Source organism: Streptomyces sp. NBC_01478, assembly GCF_036227225.1.
Classification (GTDB): Bacteria; Actinomycetota; Actinomycetes; order Streptomycetales; family Streptomycetaceae; genus Streptomyces.
Genome location: NZ_CP109444.1, coordinates 6,646,890 through 6,664,240, shown reverse-complemented (window position 1 = coordinate 6,664,240; position 17,351 = coordinate 6,646,890). Strand labels below are relative to the sequence as shown.

At 70.5% G+C, this 17,351-nt stretch carries 15 protein-coding genes; 8 read left to right on the top strand and 7 right to left on the bottom strand.

The window, feature by feature from the left end:
- Nucleotides 1-931: 931 nt before the first annotated feature.
- Complete coding sequence (locus OG223_RS30180) at nucleotides 932-1,864, bottom strand: Ppx/GppA phosphatase family protein (RefSeq protein ID WP_329255335.1); 933 nt, start codon at nucleotides 1,862-1,864, stop codon at nucleotides 932-934.
- An 83-nt stretch (nucleotides 1,865-1,947) separates the two neighbouring features.
- Between OG223_RS30180 and OG223_RS30175 the strand changes: the two genes are divergently transcribed.
- On the top strand, nucleotides 1,948-2,814 hold the full coding sequence (locus tag OG223_RS30175; protein WP_329255332.1) for a hypothetical protein: 867 nt from the start codon (nucleotides 1,948-1,950) through the stop codon (nucleotides 2,812-2,814).
- Between the two features lie 4 nt (nucleotides 2,815-2,818).
- On the opposite strand, the gene OG223_RS30170 is transcribed toward OG223_RS30175, so the two are convergent.
- Nucleotides 2,819-4,528 (bottom strand): BACON domain-containing protein, encoded by a 1,710-nt coding sequence (locus OG223_RS30170; protein ID WP_329255329.1) that lies wholly within the window; start codon nucleotides 4,526-4,528, stop codon nucleotides 2,819-2,821.
- 198 nt (nucleotides 4,529-4,726) lie between these two features.
- Between OG223_RS30170 and radA the strand changes: the two genes are divergently transcribed.
- Together radA and disA are read left to right on the top strand one after the other, a co-directional pair.
- Nucleotides 4,727-6,136 (top strand): DNA repair protein RadA, encoded by a 1,410-nt coding sequence (gene radA / locus OG223_RS30165; protein ID WP_329255325.1) that lies wholly within the window; start codon nucleotides 4,727-4,729, stop codon nucleotides 6,134-6,136.
- Between the two features lie 82 nt (nucleotides 6,137-6,218).
- Nucleotides 6,219-7,343, top strand: coding sequence for a DNA integrity scanning diadenylate cyclase DisA (gene disA, locus OG223_RS30160; protein ID WP_329255323.1), 1,125 nt, complete (start codon nucleotides 6,219-6,221; stop codon nucleotides 7,341-7,343).
- Nucleotides 7,344-7,355: 12 nt separating this feature from the next.
- Here the strand turns inward: disA and OG223_RS30155 are convergent, their stop codons facing one another.
- Nucleotides 7,356-8,177 (bottom strand): hypothetical protein, encoded by an 822-nt coding sequence (locus OG223_RS30155; RefSeq protein ID WP_329255321.1) that lies wholly within the window; start codon nucleotides 8,175-8,177, stop codon nucleotides 7,356-7,358.
- A gap of 288 nt (nucleotides 8,178-8,465) precedes the next feature.
- On the opposite strand from OG223_RS30155, the gene OG223_RS30150 reads away from it, so the two are divergent.
- The 5 genes from OG223_RS30150 to cseC all read left to right on the top strand — a co-directional run bounded on the left by OG223_RS30150 (nucleotide 8,466) and on the right by cseC (nucleotide 13,106).
- Nucleotides 8,466-9,407, top strand: coding sequence for an A/G-specific adenine glycosylase (locus tag OG223_RS30150; protein WP_329255318.1), 942 nt, complete (start codon nucleotides 8,466-8,468; stop codon nucleotides 9,405-9,407).
- A 299-nt stretch (nucleotides 9,408-9,706) separates the two neighbouring features.
- Entirely contained in the window at nucleotides 9,707-10,246 is a 540-nt protein-coding gene (locus tag OG223_RS30145) for a SigE family RNA polymerase sigma factor (protein WP_019064956.1), read from the top strand.
- A complete protein-coding gene (locus OG223_RS30140; RefSeq protein WP_443073759.1) occupies nucleotides 10,234-10,923 on the top strand; it encodes a hypothetical protein in 690 nt (229 codons plus the stop codon). Before OG223_RS30145 ends, OG223_RS30140 begins: the two co-directional genes overlap by 13 nt.
- 123 nt (nucleotides 10,924-11,046) lie before the next feature.
- Nucleotides 11,047-11,754: a two-component system response regulator CseB gene (gene cseB, locus OG223_RS30135; protein ID WP_329255315.1), complete on the top strand. Its 708-nt coding sequence runs from the start codon at nucleotides 11,047-11,049 to the stop codon at nucleotides 11,752-11,754.
- Nucleotides 11,755-11,798: 44 nt separating this feature from the next.
- Nucleotides 11,799-13,106 (top strand): two-component system sensor histidine kinase CseC, encoded by a 1,308-nt coding sequence (gene cseC / locus OG223_RS30130; RefSeq protein ID WP_443073758.1) that lies wholly within the window; start codon nucleotides 11,799-11,801, stop codon nucleotides 13,104-13,106.
- A 457-nt stretch (nucleotides 13,107-13,563) separates the two neighbouring features.
- Here the strand turns inward: cseC and OG223_RS30125 are convergent, their stop codons facing one another.
- From OG223_RS30125 to OG223_RS30110, 4 genes are all read right to left on the bottom strand, one after another.
- A complete protein-coding gene (locus OG223_RS30125) occupies nucleotides 13,564-14,424 on the bottom strand; it encodes a class I SAM-dependent methyltransferase (protein ID WP_329255308.1) in 861 nt (286 codons plus the stop codon).
- Nucleotides 14,421-14,855: a VOC family protein gene (locus tag OG223_RS30120; protein ID WP_329255306.1), complete on the bottom strand. Its 435-nt coding sequence runs from the start codon at nucleotides 14,853-14,855 to the stop codon at nucleotides 14,421-14,423. Before OG223_RS30120 ends, OG223_RS30125 begins: the two co-directional genes overlap by 4 nt.
- Nucleotides 14,852-15,343 (bottom strand): helix-turn-helix transcriptional regulator, encoded by a 492-nt coding sequence (locus OG223_RS30115; RefSeq protein WP_329265551.1) that lies wholly within the window; start codon nucleotides 15,341-15,343, stop codon nucleotides 14,852-14,854. Before OG223_RS30115 ends, OG223_RS30120 begins: the two co-directional genes overlap by 4 nt.
- 336 nt (nucleotides 15,344-15,679) lie before the next feature.
- Nucleotides 15,680-17,293, bottom strand: a complete 1,614-nt coding sequence (locus tag OG223_RS30110) for an MDR family MFS transporter (RefSeq protein WP_329255304.1) — start codon at nucleotides 17,291-17,293, stop codon at nucleotides 15,680-15,682.
- Nucleotides 17,294-17,351: the final 58 nt, after the last annotated feature.

Below are 17,351 nucleotides of genomic sequence, written 5' to 3'. Positions count from 1 at the left end.
TGTTGGGCCGGGGGGCGTGCGCGGGCGGTCGTTAGCGCCGGGGGTGTGTACCGGGAGGGGTACGCGTGCGTGCGCTGCGGATAGGGAGGGGCCTGTGCGTCATGGTCGAGGGGGCGCCACGGAACGGACACGGACGGTCCAGCGCCGCGAGTGGGCACTATGTCGGAGTGAGCAGGGGGTTCGCGCGGGCCTGGGTGGACGCGCGGCGCGGGGCGGCACCACGAGCGGGTACGCGTCCGTGTCCCACGGCCCCACGACCAAGCCGACGAAGGTCTCGGGCAGGTCCCAGGCAGGTTCCACGCCGACAGCCGGCGCAGCTTGCATGACCCACGCGTGCGTGCGCCGCCGCCCCTCGCAGGCGCGCGCAGCACAGCCACGCGAGCGAAGGCTTCGGCACGCCTCACGCGGACTGCCGCGCGCCCCTGCATCACGCCCGTGGGCGCGGGCGGGACGGACAACCACGCGTGCGTGCACTGCCGTTGACCACGCGCGCGTGACACGACCACCGGGCGGGCGGAGGACCGACCAGCCCCGGCGGACAGCCGCGCCGGTACGGTCACGGCCACCGCGCGCGCACCGGAGATGCCCAGGCGTGCGTACACCACCACCGGGCGGGCGGAAATCCGACCAGCCCTGGCGGACAGCCGCACCGGTACGGTCACGGCCACCACACGCGCGGTGCACCGCAGATGGCCACGCGCGCGTGCACAACGACCAGACCGGCGTACGTTCGACCAGCCCCGCCGGACAATCACGTGGCTACGTCACAACGACCACGCACGCGTGCACCACGGCCGCACACTCGCGTCACCGCCACAGTCACGCGGAGCCGCACCGAAGCCATTCACCCGCTCTGCGGCCACGCGCGCGTGCACCACCGCCACGCACCCACCCCACAACGCGGCACGGCAACCCCGCACCCCGCCTACGCCTACGCCGACGGCATCTGATCCAGCCGCCGCAAGATGACGCCCTCCCGCAGTGCCCACGGGCAGACCTCCAGGGTCTCCACGCCGAACAGATCCATCGCGCCCTCGGCCACCATCGCGCCGGCCAGGAGCTGTTCGGCGCGGCCCTCGGAGACGCCGGGGAGGACGGCGCGCTGGGCGGTGGTCATGCCGGCCAGGCGCGGGACCCAGGCCTCCAGGGAGCCGCGCTTGAGCTCGCGCTGGACGTAGAGGCCGTCGGCGGAGCGGGCGGCGCCGGCCAGGCGGGCGAGCTGCTTGAAGGTCTTCGACGTGGCGACGACGTGGTCGGGGGCGCCGAAACGGCTGAACTCCCCCACCGTACGGGCGATCTGGGCCCGCACATGGCGGCGCAGGGCCCTTATCGCGTCCGGTTCCGGCGGGTCCCCGGGGAGCCAGGCGGCGGTGAGGCGGCCCGCGCCGAGCGGCAGCGACACGGCCGCGTCGGGCTCCTCGTCGATGCCGTACCCGATCTCCAGGGAGCCACCGCCGATGTCGAGGACGAGCAGCTTGCCGGCGGACCAGCCGAACCAGCGGCGGACGGCGAGGAAGGTGAGCCGGGCCTCCTCGGCGCCGGTGAGGACCTGGAGTTCGACGCCGGTCTCGGTCTGCACGCGCGCGAGGACCTCGTCCGCGTTGCTGGCCTCGCGGACGGCGGAGGTGGCGAACGGGAGGAGTTCCTCGACGCCCTTGTCCTCGGCGGCCTGAAGCGCCTCCTGGACGACGCCGACGAGTTTGTCGACCCCTTCGGGGCCGATCGCGCCGTCCTCGTCGAGGAGTTGGGCAAGGCGGAGTTCCACCTTGTGCGAGTGCGCGGGCAGCGGGCGCGCGCCCGGGTGTGCGTCCACCACCAGCAGATGCACCGTGTTCGATCCCACGTCGAGGACACCGAGTCTCATATACGGAACGCTACTGCCACCTGCACCGATCTCCGTCCCCGGAGCGGTTTCTGGGGTCGCCTCGGGCGACTTACCCTGGACGCGTGCCAAAGACGAAAAAGGCGAAGAACGACAAGGCGGCCAAATCACCCGGCGATTCTTCGCCGGTGACGTCGGCCAAGCCCCCGAAGTCGTCGCAGATGTCGAAGAAGGCCCTGAAGGACGACGAGAAGGGGCTCGACTTCGCGCGCGCGTGGGTGGAGTTTCCGGATCCGGCGGACGAGGAACAGCTCTTCCGCTGCGATCTGACATGGCTGACCTCTCGCTGGAACTGCATCTTCGGAAGCGGCTGCCAGGGCATCCAGGCGGGCCGCGCGGACGACGGGTGCTGCACCCTGGGCGCGCACTTCTCCGACAAGGACGACGAGAAACGGGTCGCCGGGCATGTGGCGAGGCTCACGCCCGACATCTGGCAGCACCACGACGAGGGCGTGGAACACGGCTGGATCTCGGAGGACGAGGACGGCGATCGCCAGACCCGCCCCTACAAGGGCTCGTGCATCTTCCAGAACCGCCCCGGTTTCGCCGGCGGCGCGGGCTGCTCGCTGCACATCCTCGCCGTCAAGGAGGGCCGCGAGCCCCTGGAGACCAAGCCGGACGTCTGCTGGCAACTGCCGGTCCGGCGGACGTACGAGTGGATCGACCGGCCGGACGACACGCGCGTGCTCCAGGTGTCGATCGGCGAGTACGACCGCAGGGGCTGGGGTTCCGGCGGCCACGAACTGCACTGGTGGTGCACGTCGGCGACCTCGGCGCACGGTGCGGGCGACCCGGTCTATGTGTCCTACGGCCCGGAGCTGACCGAACTGATGGGCAAGGCCGGATACGACCGCCTGGTCGAGCTGTGCGAGCAGCGCCTGGCCTCGCAACTCCCGCTGCTGGCACCGCATCCGGCGGACCCGGTCGGCTGACGGCTCAGGACGAACCCGGGTCGCCGCCGTCCTCGGGCGGCGGCGTCGAGCCGCCCGGGTCGGCGGAGGACGAGTCCGTCGGGTTCGGAGTCGGATCGGCGGACGAGGGCGGCGGGTCGCCCGGCGTCGGATCACTCGGAGCCGTGGGCGTCGGGTCCGGATCCGGGCCGGACGAGGGCGGGCCACCGGGATCGGGATCCGACGGGTGCGGGTCGCTCGGCGCGGTCGGGGCGGGGGCGGTGCCGTAGCCCTCGATCGAGACGATGGCGCCGGCGGGTGAGACGGCCACGCGCGCGGTCCAGTGGCCGGAGGGCTCGCGCAGATGGTCGACGTACACCTTGATCGTCAACGATTCGCCCGGGGCGAGGGTTCCCGAGGACTGGCTGAGGTAGAGCCAGGGCGCCGCGGTGGTCGCGGACCAGCGGACCGGGGACGCGCCGGACGCGGTGAGGGTGATCAGCGTGGTGTCACTGCTGTTGGCGGCCGAGACGGCGAGGTGACCGGCGCCCTTCTGGCCGGCGCCGGTGACGCTGATGACCTCTACGGAGACGTCGTTCTTGCCGTTCTCGCCGGCCCGCGCGCGGGGGCCGGTACTGGCGTTGCCGGTGTTCTCGTAGCCGCCGCTCGCGACCTCGCCCTCCAGGGCCCCGGCCCCGTGCTGCTCGCTCGCCGTGGCGGCCCGGCCGTCGACGCCCTCGCCGGTCGGGGTGCCCCGGTAGGCGGCCCACAGGGCGAGGACGGGCGCCGCGATGACGGTGGCGACGACGGTCGTCGTGACGGCACGCGCGCGGAGACGGTCTCTTCGGGCGGCGCGGTCCTTGGGGTCCATCGGGAAACCGCGCCGGTCGAAACGGGGTGCCGCGGCTCCACGCGCGCGTGGGAGGTGCGCCATCGCCACGTGCAGGGCCGCGCGGGGCGCCTCCAGGACGGGCAGTTCGGCGGGCGTGACACCGGCGCCCGGCCAGGTGCCGGGGACCGCGCGCTCGGCGGTACGGCGGCAGTGCGGGCAGTCGTCGACGTGCCGGACCAGTTCGCGCCGCAGGGCGCTGCTGAGCACGAGCTGGTGGTCGTCGGTGAGACGGGCGACGCTCGGGCAGCTCCCGGTCTCGACGACGGCGAGGGCGGCACGCGTGCGTTCCACCTCGCAGGCGGCGGACGCCAGCAGTTCACGGGCGGTGGCGAGGTCCATGCCGAGGACGGCGGCGACCTCGTGGGCGGCGAGCCGGTGGCGCACGGCGAGTTCGAGCGCCTCGCGCTGCTCCGGGGTGGTGCCGGCGGCCTCCGGCCAGGCCAGCAGGGCGAGTTCACGCCGCCGCTGCTCGCGCAGTTGCTCGGGAACGACCGTTTCCTCGGCCTCGGCCCCGGCACGCCCCGCCGCGTGCGTGCCCTGACGTTTCTGCTTGGCCTCGGCCAGCTTGCGCAGACAGGCCCAGCGGGCCAGCGCGTACAGCCACGCCCTGCGGTCACCGGCCGTCTCCGGCACGCGCGCGCCCCGGCGTTCGGCCAGCGCCAGCACGTCTCCCAGGGCGGCGGTCGCCGCGTCGTGGTCGCACAGCACGGACAGGCAGTACGTGAACAGGCCGTCCAGATACGGCTCGTAGCGCGCGGGCGGGCGCTGCGCCAGCGTGCGCGCCGCGGCGCGGTCGCGCGCCTCCCGATGCGCCCCGTGTGCGCCGGTGGTGCGGGTCGAGGTCTCCGGACTGCTGCTCATCACCCGTGCGACCGTAGGCGGCGGTCGATGCCCCCTTCCGCCCCCTTGAGCACTTTTAATCCGTACGGGTGAAACGATCCCTCATAAGGGGACAGGCACCCTCGCCTCCATGGCTCGTTCCTGACGGCCGGTGGCCGGATCCCGAACCACGACCGTCCGTCCGCCGACCGTGTTGTCAGTGGCGGCGGTTACGGTTCACGCATGGCTGCCCGTACGAAGACCACCAAGGACCGTCCGTCCTACCGCTGCACCGAGTGCGGTTGGCAGACGGCGAAGTGGCTCGGCCGCTGCTCCGAGTGCCAGGCCTGGGGGACGGTCGAGGAGTACGGCGCGCCCGCGGTCCGTACGACGGCACCGGGCCGCGTCACCACCTCCGCCGTGCCCATCGGCCAGGTCGACGCCCGCCAGGCCACCGCCCGCTCGACCGGCGTGCCCGAGCTGGACCGGGTGCTCGGCGGCGGCCTGGTCCCCGGCGCGGTCGTCCTCGTCGCGGGCGAACCGGGCGTGGGGAAGTCGACCCTCCTCCTCGACGTGGCGGCCAAGGCGGCGAGCGACGAGCACCGCACGCTCTATGTGACCGGCGAGGAGTCGGCGAGCCAGGTCAGGATGCGCGCCGACCGCATCAAGGCGATCGACGACCACCTGTATCTCGCCGCCGAGACCGATCTGGCCACGATCCTGGGCCACTTGGACGCGGTGAAGCCGTCGCTCCTGATCCTGGACTCGGTGCAGACGGTGGCCTCCCCGGAGATCGACGGCGCTCCCGGTGGCATGGCCCAGGTCCGCGAGGTCGCCGGCGCCCTGATCCGCGCCTCCAAGGAACGCGGCATGGCCACCCTCCTCGTGGGCCACGTCACCAAGGACGGCGCGATCGCGGGCCCCCGCCTCCTCGAACACCTCGTGGACGTAGTGCTCTCCTTCGAGGGCGACCGGCACGCCCGCCTGCGCCTCGTACGGGGCGTCAAGAACCGCTACGGCACGACCGACGAGGTCGGCTGCTTCGAGCTGCACGACGAGGGCATCACGGGCCTGGCCGACCCGAGCGGCCTGTTCCTGACCCGCCGCGCGGAGCCGGTCCCCGGCACCTGCCTGACCGTCACCCTGGAGGGCCGCCGCCCCTTGGTGGCCGAGGTCCAGGCCCTCACGGTCGACTCCCAGATCCCCTCCCCCCGCCGCACCACCTCGGGCCTGGAGACCTCCCGCGTCTCGATGATGCTCGCGGTCCTGGAGCAGCGCGGCCGAATCAGTGCCCTGGGCAAGCGGGACATCTACTCCGCCACAGTCGGCGGAGTAAAACTCTCGGAACCGGCCGCGGACCTGGCGATCGCCCTCGCCCTGGCCTCCGCGGCGAGCGACGTCCCCCTCCCCAAGAACCTGGTCGCGATCGGCGAAGTGGGCCTGGCGGGCGAGGTCAGACGGGTCACGGGCGTCCAGCGCAGACTCTCCGAAGCACACCGGCTGGGCTTCACCCACGCCCTCGTTCCGGGCGACCCGGGCAAGATCCCGGCCGGCATGAAGGTCCTCGAAGTAGCCGACATAGGAGACGCTCTCCGGGTCCTTCCGCGCTCCCGTAAGCGAGAGGCCCCACGGGACGACGAGGACCGCCGGTAGACTTTGCCCTGGTCTCGCCCGTCCGTACGAACCAGGTACGCGAAACGGGAGCACCAGAAAGACCTGCGACCCGAGGAGTGCAGTGGCAGCCAACGACCGGGCGTCAGCTCCCGGAAAGTCCGGCGGGAGCTCCGGTGCCGATGGCCTGATGCGCGCCTCCCTGAGCGCCGTGGCACCCGGCCAGGCCCTGCGCGACGGCCTGGAGCGGATTCTCCGCGGCAACACGGGCGGACTCATCGTGCTCGGTTCCGACAAGACCGTGGAAGCGATGTGCACAGGCGGTTTCATCCTGGACGTGGAGTTCACGGCCACCCGCCTACGCGAACTCTGCAAACTGGACGGCGGCATCGTCGTCTCGTCCGACCTCTCCAAGATCCTCCGCGCGGGCGTCCAACTGGTCCCCGACCCGAACATCCCCACCGAGGAGACAGGCACCCGCCACCGCACGGCGGACCGAGTCAGCAAACAGGTGGCCTTCCCGGTCGTCTCGGTATCCCAGTCCATGCGCCTGATCGCCCTCTACGTGGACGGCCAACGCCGCGTCCTGGAGGACTCCGCGGCAATCCTGTCCCGCGCGAACCAAGCCCTGGCCACCCTGGAGCGCTACAAACTCCGCCTGGACGAGGTGGCGGGAACACTGTCGGCCCTGGAGATCGAGGACCTCGTCACGGTCCGAGACGTATCGGCAGTGGTCCAACGCCTGGAAATGGTGCGCCTGATCGCCACCGAGATCGCCGAGTACGTACTGGAGTTGGGCACCGACGGCCGCCTGCTCGCCCTCCAGTTGGAGGAGTTGATCGCAGGCGTGGAGCCGGAACGCGAACTGGTGGTGCGCGACTACGTCCCCGAACCCACGGCAAAACGCTCCCGCACGGTGAACGAAGCCCTGGCCGAACTCGACGCGCTCTCCCACGCCGAACTCCTCGAACTCCCCACAGTGGCCCGCGCGTTGGGCTACACCGGCTCCCCCGAGGCCCTCGACTCGGCGGTCTCCCCCCGAGGCTTCCGCCTCCTGGCCAAGGTCCCGCGCCTCCCCGGCGCGATCATCGACCGCCTGGTGGAACACTTCGGCGGCCTGCAAAAACTCCTGGCAGCAAGCGTCGACGACCTCCAGACGGTCGACGGCGTAGGCGAGGCAAGGGCAAGAAGCGTACGAGAGGGCCTCTCCCGCCTGGCGGAATCCTCAATCCTGGAGCGCTACGTATAGGGCGCCCCGGCGTCAGTCACTCGCCAGCACGAACGAGGTCTGCGCCTTGGCGAACCCGGAGGCCTCCGCCTCCACCAGATAGGTCCCGGCCCCGGCCGAACCAGCAGCCGGAGTAGCGCACTCGGGCGCACTGGGCTTGCGATCCCACTTCAGGGTGTAAGTGACACTGCTCCCGGCGGACACCCGATAGAAGACACTCCCAGACCCCTTCGGGCAGTCGGCGGACGACCAGAAATCGGCACTGCCCCCCGCCTCCGTGATGGTCAACACCGCACTCTTAGGCCCGAGATCGACCTTGCAGTCACTACCAGACGAGTTCTTGGCGGTCAGCACAAAGGTAGGAGTCTGATCCGGCGAGTACGAGTTGTGCAGACTCCGCAGAGTCAACTGCACAGAGCCGGCAGCGCAGTTGGGAAGCGTCGAGTCGGCAGGAACCGTAGTCCCCGTACTACTCCCCCCGGACCCACCGTCACCTGATCCCGATCCAGATCCGGCACTAGTGCCACCGGAGCCCCCGCTACTCCCACTACTGCCACCACTCCCACTCCCGCTGCTGCCACCACCACCGCTCCCGCTCCCGCTGCCCGACTCATCACGCCCGCCCGGGTGTTGGCTGATGGCGGGACCAGATCCCGACGGCCCGGCAGTGATCGTAGGAGCGGGCGTCTTACCGTTCTTCGCCCCATCCGCACCGTTCTTGCCGCCCCCGCCACCCGACGTGACGATCCAGGTGATCAGCAGCGCCAACAAGGCGACCACGGACACCATGAGGACCCTCCGACGCCAATAGATGGAGGAGGGAAGCGGCCCGACCGGATTGCGCATAGATCCCACGGCGCAAACTCTACGAGAGATCAGCGAGTTACCTCGCCCCACCCGCCGCCCCAGCCCCAACTTTTCCGGATCATCATCCCGGCAACCCCGCCTGGAATCAGGCGGGATGGCCCACGGGCCCGCACCCGCCGCCGTACGCGAGCGGGTCGTGGCGGTACGGCGAGCCCGCCGCGTAGCTGGTCCCCACCCGTTCGACTGTGGCAACCCCAGAGGGGCGCAACCTGCGGCGGGCTCGCCGTACCGACACGACCCCGACCCCCCACCGGCCGTGGCAGGATCGGAAACGCCATGACTGCGCCCACGAAACCCCCGCACACCACGTCCGCCACCACACCGGCCACCACACCGGACGGAGCCCACCTCCACACCCCGGTCATCGACTGGTTCGAGGACAACGCCCGCGACCTCCCCTGGCGCCACCCCGACGCCGGCCCCTGGGGCGTGATGGTCAGCGAGTTCATGCTCCAGCAGACCCCGGTCAACCGCGTCCTCCCGGTCTACGAACAGTGGCTGGCCCGCTGGCCCCGCCCCGCCGACCTCGCCAAGGACGCCCCCGGCGAAGCCGTCCGCGCCTGGGGCCGCCTCGGCTACCCCCGCCGCGCGCTGCGCCTGCACGGCGCGGCCACCGCCATAACGGAACGCCACGGCGGCGACGTCCCCACCGACCACGCCCAACTCCTCGCGCTCCCCGGCATCGGCGAGTACACGGCCGCCGCAGTCGCGTCCTTCGCCTACGGCCAGCGCCACGCCGTACTCGACACGAACGTCCGCCGAGTCTTCGCGCGCGCGGTCACCGGCACCCAGTACCCCCCGAACGCCACCACCGCGGCCGAGCGCAAGCTGGCCCGCGCCCTCCTCCCCCAGGACGACGAGACCGCAGCCCGCTGGGCCGCGGCATCCATGGAACTGGGCGCACTCGTCTGCACCGCGAAGAACGAGACGTGCCACCGCTGCCCCATCTCGGCCCAGTGCGCCTGGAACCTCGCGGGCAAGCCGGAGCACGAGGGCCCGGCCCGCAAGGGCCAGACGTACGCCGGCACGGACCGCCAGGTCCGCGGCAAGCTCCTGGCCGTACTCCGCGAAGCGCACACCCCCGTCCCGCAGTCCGCACTCGACCGCGTGTGGCACGAACCGGTGCAGCGGGCCAGGGCGCTGGACGGCCTGGTGGCGGACGGCTTGGTGGAACCCCTCCAGGACGGCTTCTACCAACTCCCGGCGACCCGCACCTGACACACGGTCAACTCACAGCCACGCACCCCACCCCAAGCCACATCACAGCCCACACCCAGCCCCCGCAACACTCCGGCAATGCCCAAACCACCTCATACCCACCCCAAAAACCCCACCCCCTTACCCCGGACCTACTTCCGTTACACAACCGACGGACAGCCGAGCGCTCCCCGCAGGCTGCTCCGCACAGCTCCGTGACAACCCCTCCGTAGCTTCGTTCCTGTGCCGCAGACCGGCGGGACGCAGCAAAGAACAACCGGCAGCAGGCGGGTCGGAAACGGGGATGGAGGCGGTTGATCATGGCGCAGGGCGAGGTGCTCGAATTCGAGGAGTACGTCCGCACCCGACAGGACGCGCTGCTGCGCAGCGCCCGCCGGCTGGTGCCGGACCCGGTCGACGCACAGGACCTGCTCCAGACGGCGCTGGTACGGACGTACGGCCGCTGGGAGACCATCGAGGACAAGCGCCTCGCGGACGCCTACCTGCGCCGCGTCATGATCAACACGCGGACCGAGTGGTGGCGGGCCCGCAAGCTCGAAGAGGTCCCCACCGAGCAACTGCCGGACGCGAGCGTCGACGACGCGACCGAGCAGCACGCGGATCGGGCGCTTCTTATGGACATCATGAAAGTTCTCGCTCCGAAACAGCGCAGTGTTGTCGTCCTGCGACACTGGGAGCAAATGTCCACCGAAGAGACGGCCGCCGCCCTGGGCATGTCGGCCGGTACGGTCAAGAGCACGCTGCACCGGGCGCTCGCCCGGCTCCGGGAGGAGCTGGAGGCCCGCGACCTGGACGCACGCGCGCTGGAGCGTGAGGAGCGGGAGCGTTGCGCGGCCTGAGCGACGACACCCCTGGGCCCGGTCTGAGCGACGCTCCCGGGCCCGGCAGGGTGCGCGGAAGCCTGGAGGCGGCGTTCACGGCGATGGTCGTGCTCGCCGCCCTCGCCCTTTTGGTGTCCGGCTGCGCCACGGGCGGCACCGGCGCCCGTGACGAGGGCCCGGCGCACTCCGACTCGGTGGCGGGTGTCGCGGAGGCCTCCGCTCCCACCCCCTCCGCGACGGTCGACGACCATGTGGACGCGGTCAAGCTGGTGATGGACGACCCGAAGGTCTCGGCGGCGGTCAAGCACGAGCTGAAGCCGTGCGTCGCCGACGAGTACGCGGTCGACGTGTCGTACGGCGAGCTCACCGGAGGCCCCGCGAACGACGTCGTCGTCAACGTGATGACCTGCGGCGATGCGGTGGGGATCGGCTCGTACGTGTATCGCGAGACGGGTGGGACGTACGAGAATGTGTTCAAGGCCGAGGAACCCCCGGTCTACGCGGAGATAGACCGCGGCGATCTGGTCGTCACCAAGCAGGTGTACGAGAAGGGCGACCCGGTGTCGAGTCCCTCCGGTGAGAACGTGATCACGTACCGCTGGAGCACGGGCCGTTTCGTCCAGGAGTACAGCACCCACAACGAGTACAGCAACGCGGTCGGAGGCGACGCCTCGCCCGCCCCGAGCGGAAACTGAATCGCCCGGACCGTGGCGCCGTGAACCGATCGGATGGCCCGATCCGATCCTTCGGTGAACGCGGACGCCCCTTCCGGCGTCCCATGCTTGAGAACGACCCACACGAGGACTGAGAGCACCGGGATGGCAGACCAGACCCACGTCCTGTTCGTCGAGGACGACGACGTCATCCGCGAGGCCACCCAACTCGCCCTGGAGCGGGACGGCTTCGCGGTCACGGCGATGCCCGACGGGCTGTCGGGCCTGGAGGCGTTCCGGGCGAACCGCCCCGACATCGCGCTCCTCGACGTGATGGTCCCCGGCCTGGACGGCGTGAGCCTGTGCCGCCGTATCCGAGACGATTCGACGGTTCCGGTGATCATGCTGTCGGCGCGCGCCGACTCGATCGACGTGGTGCTCGGCCTGGAGGCGGGCGCGGACGACTACGTCACCAAGCCCTTCGACGGCGCCGTCCTGGTCGCCCGGATCCGCGCGGTGCTGCGCCGCTTCGGACACGCGAGCGGCGGCGACCGTACGGCGGACACGGAGGCGGCACCGGTCGGCGGCGGGGTGCTGACCTTCGGCGATCTGGAGATCGACACCGAGGGCATGGAGGTGCGCAGGGCCGGACAGCCGGTGGCGCTGACGCCGACGGAGATGCGCCTCCTCCTGGAGTTCTCCTCGGCACCGGGTACGGTCCTGTCCCGCGACAAACTCCTGGAGCGGGTGTGGGACTACGGCTGGGGCGGTGACACCCGGGTCGTGGACGTCCATGTGCAGCGGCTGCGGACGAAGATCGGCCAGGACCGGATCGAGACGGTCCGCGGCTTCGGCTACAAGTTGAAGGCCTGAGCAGGGGTATGCGGGGGAATTCACAGCGCAGGGTCCCGTCGTTCATGGACAGGGCGGGCATCCGTACGGGACTGAGATGGAAGCTCAGCGCGGCCATCGCACTGGTCGGCACGCTGGTCGCGATCGCACTCAGCCTGGTCGTGCACAACGCGGCCCGCGTCTCGATGCTGGACAACGCGCGCGACCTCGCGGACGAGCGGGTGCAGATCGCGCAGCGCAACTACGAGCTGTCCGGGCGGCCGAACTTCCCCAGCATCAAGATCGACGACCCGAGCCTGCCGCCGGCGCTGCGCGAGAAGGTCGCGGAGGGCCGGCGGGCGACGTACGTCACCGACCGGCCGCACGGCGTACCGGACATCTGGGCGGCCGTACCGCTCAAGGACGGCCATGTGATGTCCCTGCACACCGGGTTCACCGACCGCAGCACGGACATCCTCAAGGATCTCGACCAGGCCCTGGTCATCGGCTCGATCGCGGCCGTGCTGGGCGGCAGCGCGCTCGGTGTGCTGATCGGCGGCCAGCTCTCGCGCCGGCTGCGCAAGGCGGCGGCCGCGGCGAACCAGGTCGCCAAGGGCGAGACGGACGTACGGGTGCGGGACGCGATCGGCGGGGTCGTACGGGACGAGACCGACGACCTCGCGCGCGCGGTGGACGCGATGACGGACGCGCTGCAGCAGCGGCTTGAGGCGGAACGCCGAGTCACGGCGGACATCGCGCACGAATTGCGCACCCCGGTGACGGGCCTGCTGACCGCGGCCGAACTCCTGCCCCCCGGCCGCCCCACGGAGCTGGTCCTGGACCGCGCGAAGGCGATGCGCACGCTCGTCGAGGACGTGCTGGAGGTCGCCCGGCTCGACGGGGCGTCCGAGCGGGCCGAGTTGCAGGACCTCATGCTGGGCGACTTCGTGAGCCGCCGGGTGATCGCGAAGGACCCGGACGCGGTGGTGCACGTAGTGCACGAGTCGGAGGTGACCACAGACCCGCGCCGCCTGGAACGCGTCCTGTTCAACCTCCTCGCCAACGCGGCCCGGCACGGCAAGCCGCCGATCGAGGTCTCCGTCGAGGGCCGGGTCATCCGGGTCCGCGACCACGGCCCCGGCTTCCCCGAGAAACTCCTCGCGGAGGGCCCGAGCCGCTTCCGCACCGGCAGCGAGGACCGCGCGGGCCACGGCCACGGCCTGGGCCTGACCATCGCGGCCGGCCAGGCCCGCGTCCTCGGCGCCCGCCTGACCTTCCGCAACGTCCGGCCCGCGGGCGCACCGGACCACATACCGGCGGAGGGCGCGGTCGCGGTGCTGTGGCTACCGGAGCATGCGCCGACGAGTACGGGGAGCTATCCGCTGCTGCCGTAGCCTCCGGCGGTTGGGGGGTGGGTGGTGGGCGGTGCTGGTGTGGGTTTCGGTGGTTGTTGGGTGGCTGGTGCTGGCGCTGGCGCTGGTGTAACTCTCCGCGGTTGAGCGGTGGTTGAAGGCCCGCGCTGGTGTAGCCATCGGCGGCTGGGCGGTGCTTGACGGCCCGTACTGGTGTAGCCATTGGCGACTGGCCGGTGGTTGGCGGCCCGTACTGCCGTAACTCCCGGCGACTGAGCGATGGTTGACGGCTCGTGCTGGTGTAACTTCCCGGCGACCGGCCAGCGCTTGACGGCCCGTACTGCCGTAACCCCCAACGACCGGCCGGTGCCTGACCGCCCGCGCTGCCGTAACCCCCAACGACCGGCCGGTGCTTGGTGGCCCGCGCTGCCGTAAATCTAAGCGCCTGAGCGGTAGTTGACGGCCCATGCCGCCGTAGCCCTCGGCGGTTGCAGGGCCCTCACGCGCTCGCCACCATCACCTCCTCCCCCCGAGACGGCGCAGCCCCCTCCACCCGGCCCCCGAAATACCGCTCCGCAAGCTCCGCGGCCGGTACATGCCGCACCTCCCGGAACCCGCACTCCCGCCCCAGCGCCAGCATCTGCTCCGGGGTGAAGAAGCTCAGGAACGGGGTGCCCGCGGCACGAGCCCCGCGCACCGCGACCTCCAACTGCGCACGCTGCTCCGGCTCCACGTCGTCCACGGGTCGTAGGAACGTGGTGACCAGGGTGGAGCCCGGGGCGAGGCCGGCGACCCGGCGGAACATCGTGGTGATCGCGTCCAGGGTGAGGTACATGGTCACGCCGGTCGCGGCGACCACGGCGGGCCGCCCGGTGTCGAGGCCCGCGGCGGCGAGTTGCTGCCACCAGTCGCCCTCGAAGTCGACCGGCACGAACCGCAGCCAGTCCGGGATGCCGTACCCCAGTTCCGTCAGGCGTCGCCGCTTCCAAGCTTGCGTGCCGGGCTGCTCGACCTCGAACACCCGGAGTTTCGCGCCGAGTTCGGGCCGCCGCTGGGCGAAGGTGTCGAGACCGGCACCCAGGATGACGTACTGGTCCACACCCCGACCGACCTGCTCCTCCACCACGTCCTCGACGTAGCGGGCCCGGGCCACGATCGACGCACGGATACGCCGCGTGGCCTCGACGTCCATGTCGGGACGCTCGCGCCAGTCGTCCCCGGGGTCCGCGAGCCGCAGCCCGACCTCGTCCTCGATGACGTGCGGCGGTGGATCGGCCAGGACGTGCAGGGCCCGCCACAGGGCGACCCGCACCGCCGTGTGGTCCGGCTCGACCTCCGCCGCCGGCTGCTCCAGGCTCACCCGAAGTCCTTCGAGAAGTCCAGTTCGGCGCTGCGCTCGGTCAGCGAATACCAGTTGCCGCTGTCGTCACGGAAGATGGCCTCGATGCCGTACGGCCGCTCCGTCGGCTCCTGGAGGAACTCGACCCCGCGCGACTTGAAGGCCGCGTGATCACCGCGGCAGTCATCGGTGGTGAACGCCCCGGCACCCAGCACCCCCTTGCTGATCAGCTTCTTCAGCGCCTCGGCGGACTCGGGGTCGAGGCCCGGCCCGTCCAGGCTCATCAGCGTGAGCGCGAGGCCGGGCTGGTTCTTGGCGCCGACGGTGACCCACCGCATGTCGCCCATCGAGATGTCGTCGCGCACCTCGAAGTCGAGTTTCTCGGTGAAGAAGGCCTTGCTGCGCTGCTGGTCGAAGGTCCACACGGTGGCGATGCCCAAGCCTTGGATCATGACTCCGCACTCCTGTCGGACGAGATTGATGCCGAGATCGATGTCGAGCCGGCTTCCTGCTCATCACCGTAGGCAGGGCGGACGTCGCGACGCTTCTTCAAAGTTGCGGTGGGGAAACCGCCGGCCCAGAGCATCGCGTAACACCCGGGGATGAGCGCGGCCCCGCGACCCACGTGCTTGGTCCGGTACTCACTCGGGGTCAGCCCGGTCCGCGCCTTGAACCGTGCCGAGAACGTACCGAGGCTGCTGAACCCGACCAGATGGCAGATCTCCGTCACCGAAAGATCGGCGCTACGGAGCATCTCCTCGGCCCGCTCGATACGCCGATGCGTCAGATACTGACCGGGCGTCTCGCCGTACGCCTCCTTGAAGGCCCGGATGAAGTGGTACCGCGAATATCCGGCATGCGCAGCCACCACGCCCAGATCGAGCTCCGGCTCGGCCCAGTCGCGATCCATGGCGTCCTTGGCAAGACGCAACTGCCGCATTTTGTCCATGCGTCCGATGGTGGCACGCAGCACTGACAACAGCGCCGGTCTCACCAGCCCGTCCGGCACCTCTCAATTCAGGCCGGCACCATCCAGCCCGTCCGGCACCCCTCAACTCAGGCCGGCATTAATCAGTCCGTCCGGCGTTTGAGGACGAGGCCTCTTCAGGGCCGATCGGGGGTCTGGGGGCGGAGCCCCCAGCAACGGCGCCGCACACAGCCGCACACAAACGAAGCACCCGCAGCCAAACACATGCACGCACGCGTGCCCGCACACACGAAGAAGGCCCCCCGGGGCGGACACCAACCGGGGGACCTTCAGCTCACTGTCGGCGAATCACACGGCCTCGACGATCGACGCCGGCGCCACCGCTTCCGCGCCCTCGCCCGAACCCTCAGCCTTCGGCCCCGCCCCCTTCAGCGGAACCTCCTTCACGAACACCGCGGCGATCATCGCGACCACGGCAACCACGGCCCCCAGCAGGAACGCGGAGTGGACACCCGCGGACACCGCGTGCTGATACGCCTCACGAGCCACCGCCGGCAGCTTCGCCAGACTCGCCGCGTTGAGCGTCGCGGACTGCTCGGTCACCTTCGACCCCAACGCCCCGGCCCGCTCGGCCATGACGTCCTGGACCCGGTTGTTGAACAGCGCACCCATGATGGCGACACCGAACGAGGAACCGAGCGTACGAGACAGGGTGCTCGTGGAGGACGCGACGCCCATGTCCTTCATCTGCACACTGTTCTGCGCGACCAGCATGGTGATCTGCATCAGGCAGCCCATACCGAGACCGACGACCGCCATGTACACACCGGACATGACCCGGGTCGTATCCGTGTCCATGGTGGAGAGCAGGTACAGGCCCACCCCCATCAGCACACTGCCGACGACCGGAAACACCTTGTACTTACCGGTGTTGGTGGTCACCCGCCCCGCGACCATCGAGGTCACGAGCATCGCCCCGAGCATCGGCAGCAGCAGCAACCCCGAGTTCGTAGCGGACGCGCCCTGCACGGACTGCTGGTACAGCGGCAGGAACAGCGTCGCCCCGAACATCACGAAGCCGGTGATGAAGCCGATGATCGCCATCAGGGTGAAGTTGCGGCTGCGGAAGATGTGCAGCGGTACGACCGGCTCGGCGGCCTTGGTCTGCCAGAACACGAACCCGACGAGCGAGGCCACACCCAGCCCGATCAGTTCCATGATCCGCGCGGAGGTCCAGTCGTACTGCGAACCGCCCCACGTGGTGACGAGCACGATCGAGGTGATGCCGACGGTCAGCAGCCCGGCACCCAGGTAGTCGATCCGCGCCTGCGACCGCTTCTTCGGCAGGTGCAGTACGGCACTGATCGCGGCCAGCGCGACGACGCCGAGCGGCAGGTTGATGTAGAAGGACCAGCGCCAGCCCCAGTTGTCGGTGATGGTGCCGCCGACCAGCGGTCCGCCGATCATCGCGAGCGCCATGACGCCGGCCATCATGCCCTGGTACTTGCCCCGCTCACGCGGCGGGATGAGGTCACCGATGATCGCCATGACGCCGACCATCAGACCACCGGCACCGAGACCCTGGATGGCCCGGAAACCGATCAACTGCCCCATGTTCTGCGCCATACCGCTCAGCGCGGAACCGGCGAGGAAGATCACGATCGAGGTCATGAAGGCGCCCTTGCGCCCGTACATGTCACCGAGCTTGCCCCACAGCGGGGTCGAGCTGGCGGTGGCGAGCGTGTACGCGGTCACGACCCACGACAGGTGCTCCAGCCCGCCCAGTTCGCCGACGATCGTCGGCATCGCCGTACCCACGATCATGTTGTCGAGCATCGCGAGCATCATCGTGATCATCAGCGCGAGCAGGACGACCCGCACGCTCCTGGGCTGTTTACCGTCCGCCCCCGACCCGTCCGTCGTCGCCCCTGGCCCGGGCTCGACCGTCTGCGTGTCCGCCATCTTTCCCACTCCCCTGAATACCGCCACCGTCCGGCTACTTACTTGCCGCCCGGCTAGT

Bases quoted from the DNA above. Each gene is read 5' to 3' on its own strand.
- cseB (WP_329255315.1), top strand. From the start codon at position 11,047: ATGGCAGACCAGACCCACGTCCTGTTCGTCGAGGACGACGACGTCATC.
- cseC (WP_443073758.1), top strand. From the start codon at position 11,799: ATGGACAGGGCGGGCATCCGTACGGGACTGAGATGGAAGCTCAGCGCG.
- OG223_RS30115 (WP_329265551.1), bottom strand. From the start codon at position 15,343: ATGCGGCAGTTGCGTCTTGCCAAGGACGCCATGGATCGCGACTGGGCC.
- OG223_RS30180 (WP_329255335.1), bottom strand. From the start codon at position 1,864: ATGAGACTCGGTGTCCTCGACGTGGGATCGAACACGGTGCATCTGCTG.
- OG223_RS30145 (WP_019064956.1), top strand. From the start codon at position 9,707: ATGGCGCAGGGCGAGGTGCTCGAATTCGAGGAGTACGTCCGCACCCGA.
- OG223_RS30110 (WP_329255304.1), bottom strand. From the start codon at position 17,293: ATGGCGGACACGCAGACGGTCGAGCCCGGGCCAGGGGCGACGACGGAC.
- radA (WP_329255325.1), top strand. From the start codon at position 4,727: ATGGCTGCCCGTACGAAGACCACCAAGGACCGTCCGTCCTACCGCTGC.
- OG223_RS30120 (WP_329255306.1), bottom strand. From the start codon at position 14,855: ATGATCCAAGGCTTGGGCATCGCCACCGTGTGGACCTTCGACCAGCAG.
- OG223_RS30150 (WP_329255318.1), top strand. From the start codon at position 8,466: ATGACTGCGCCCACGAAACCCCCGCACACCACGTCCGCCACCACACCG.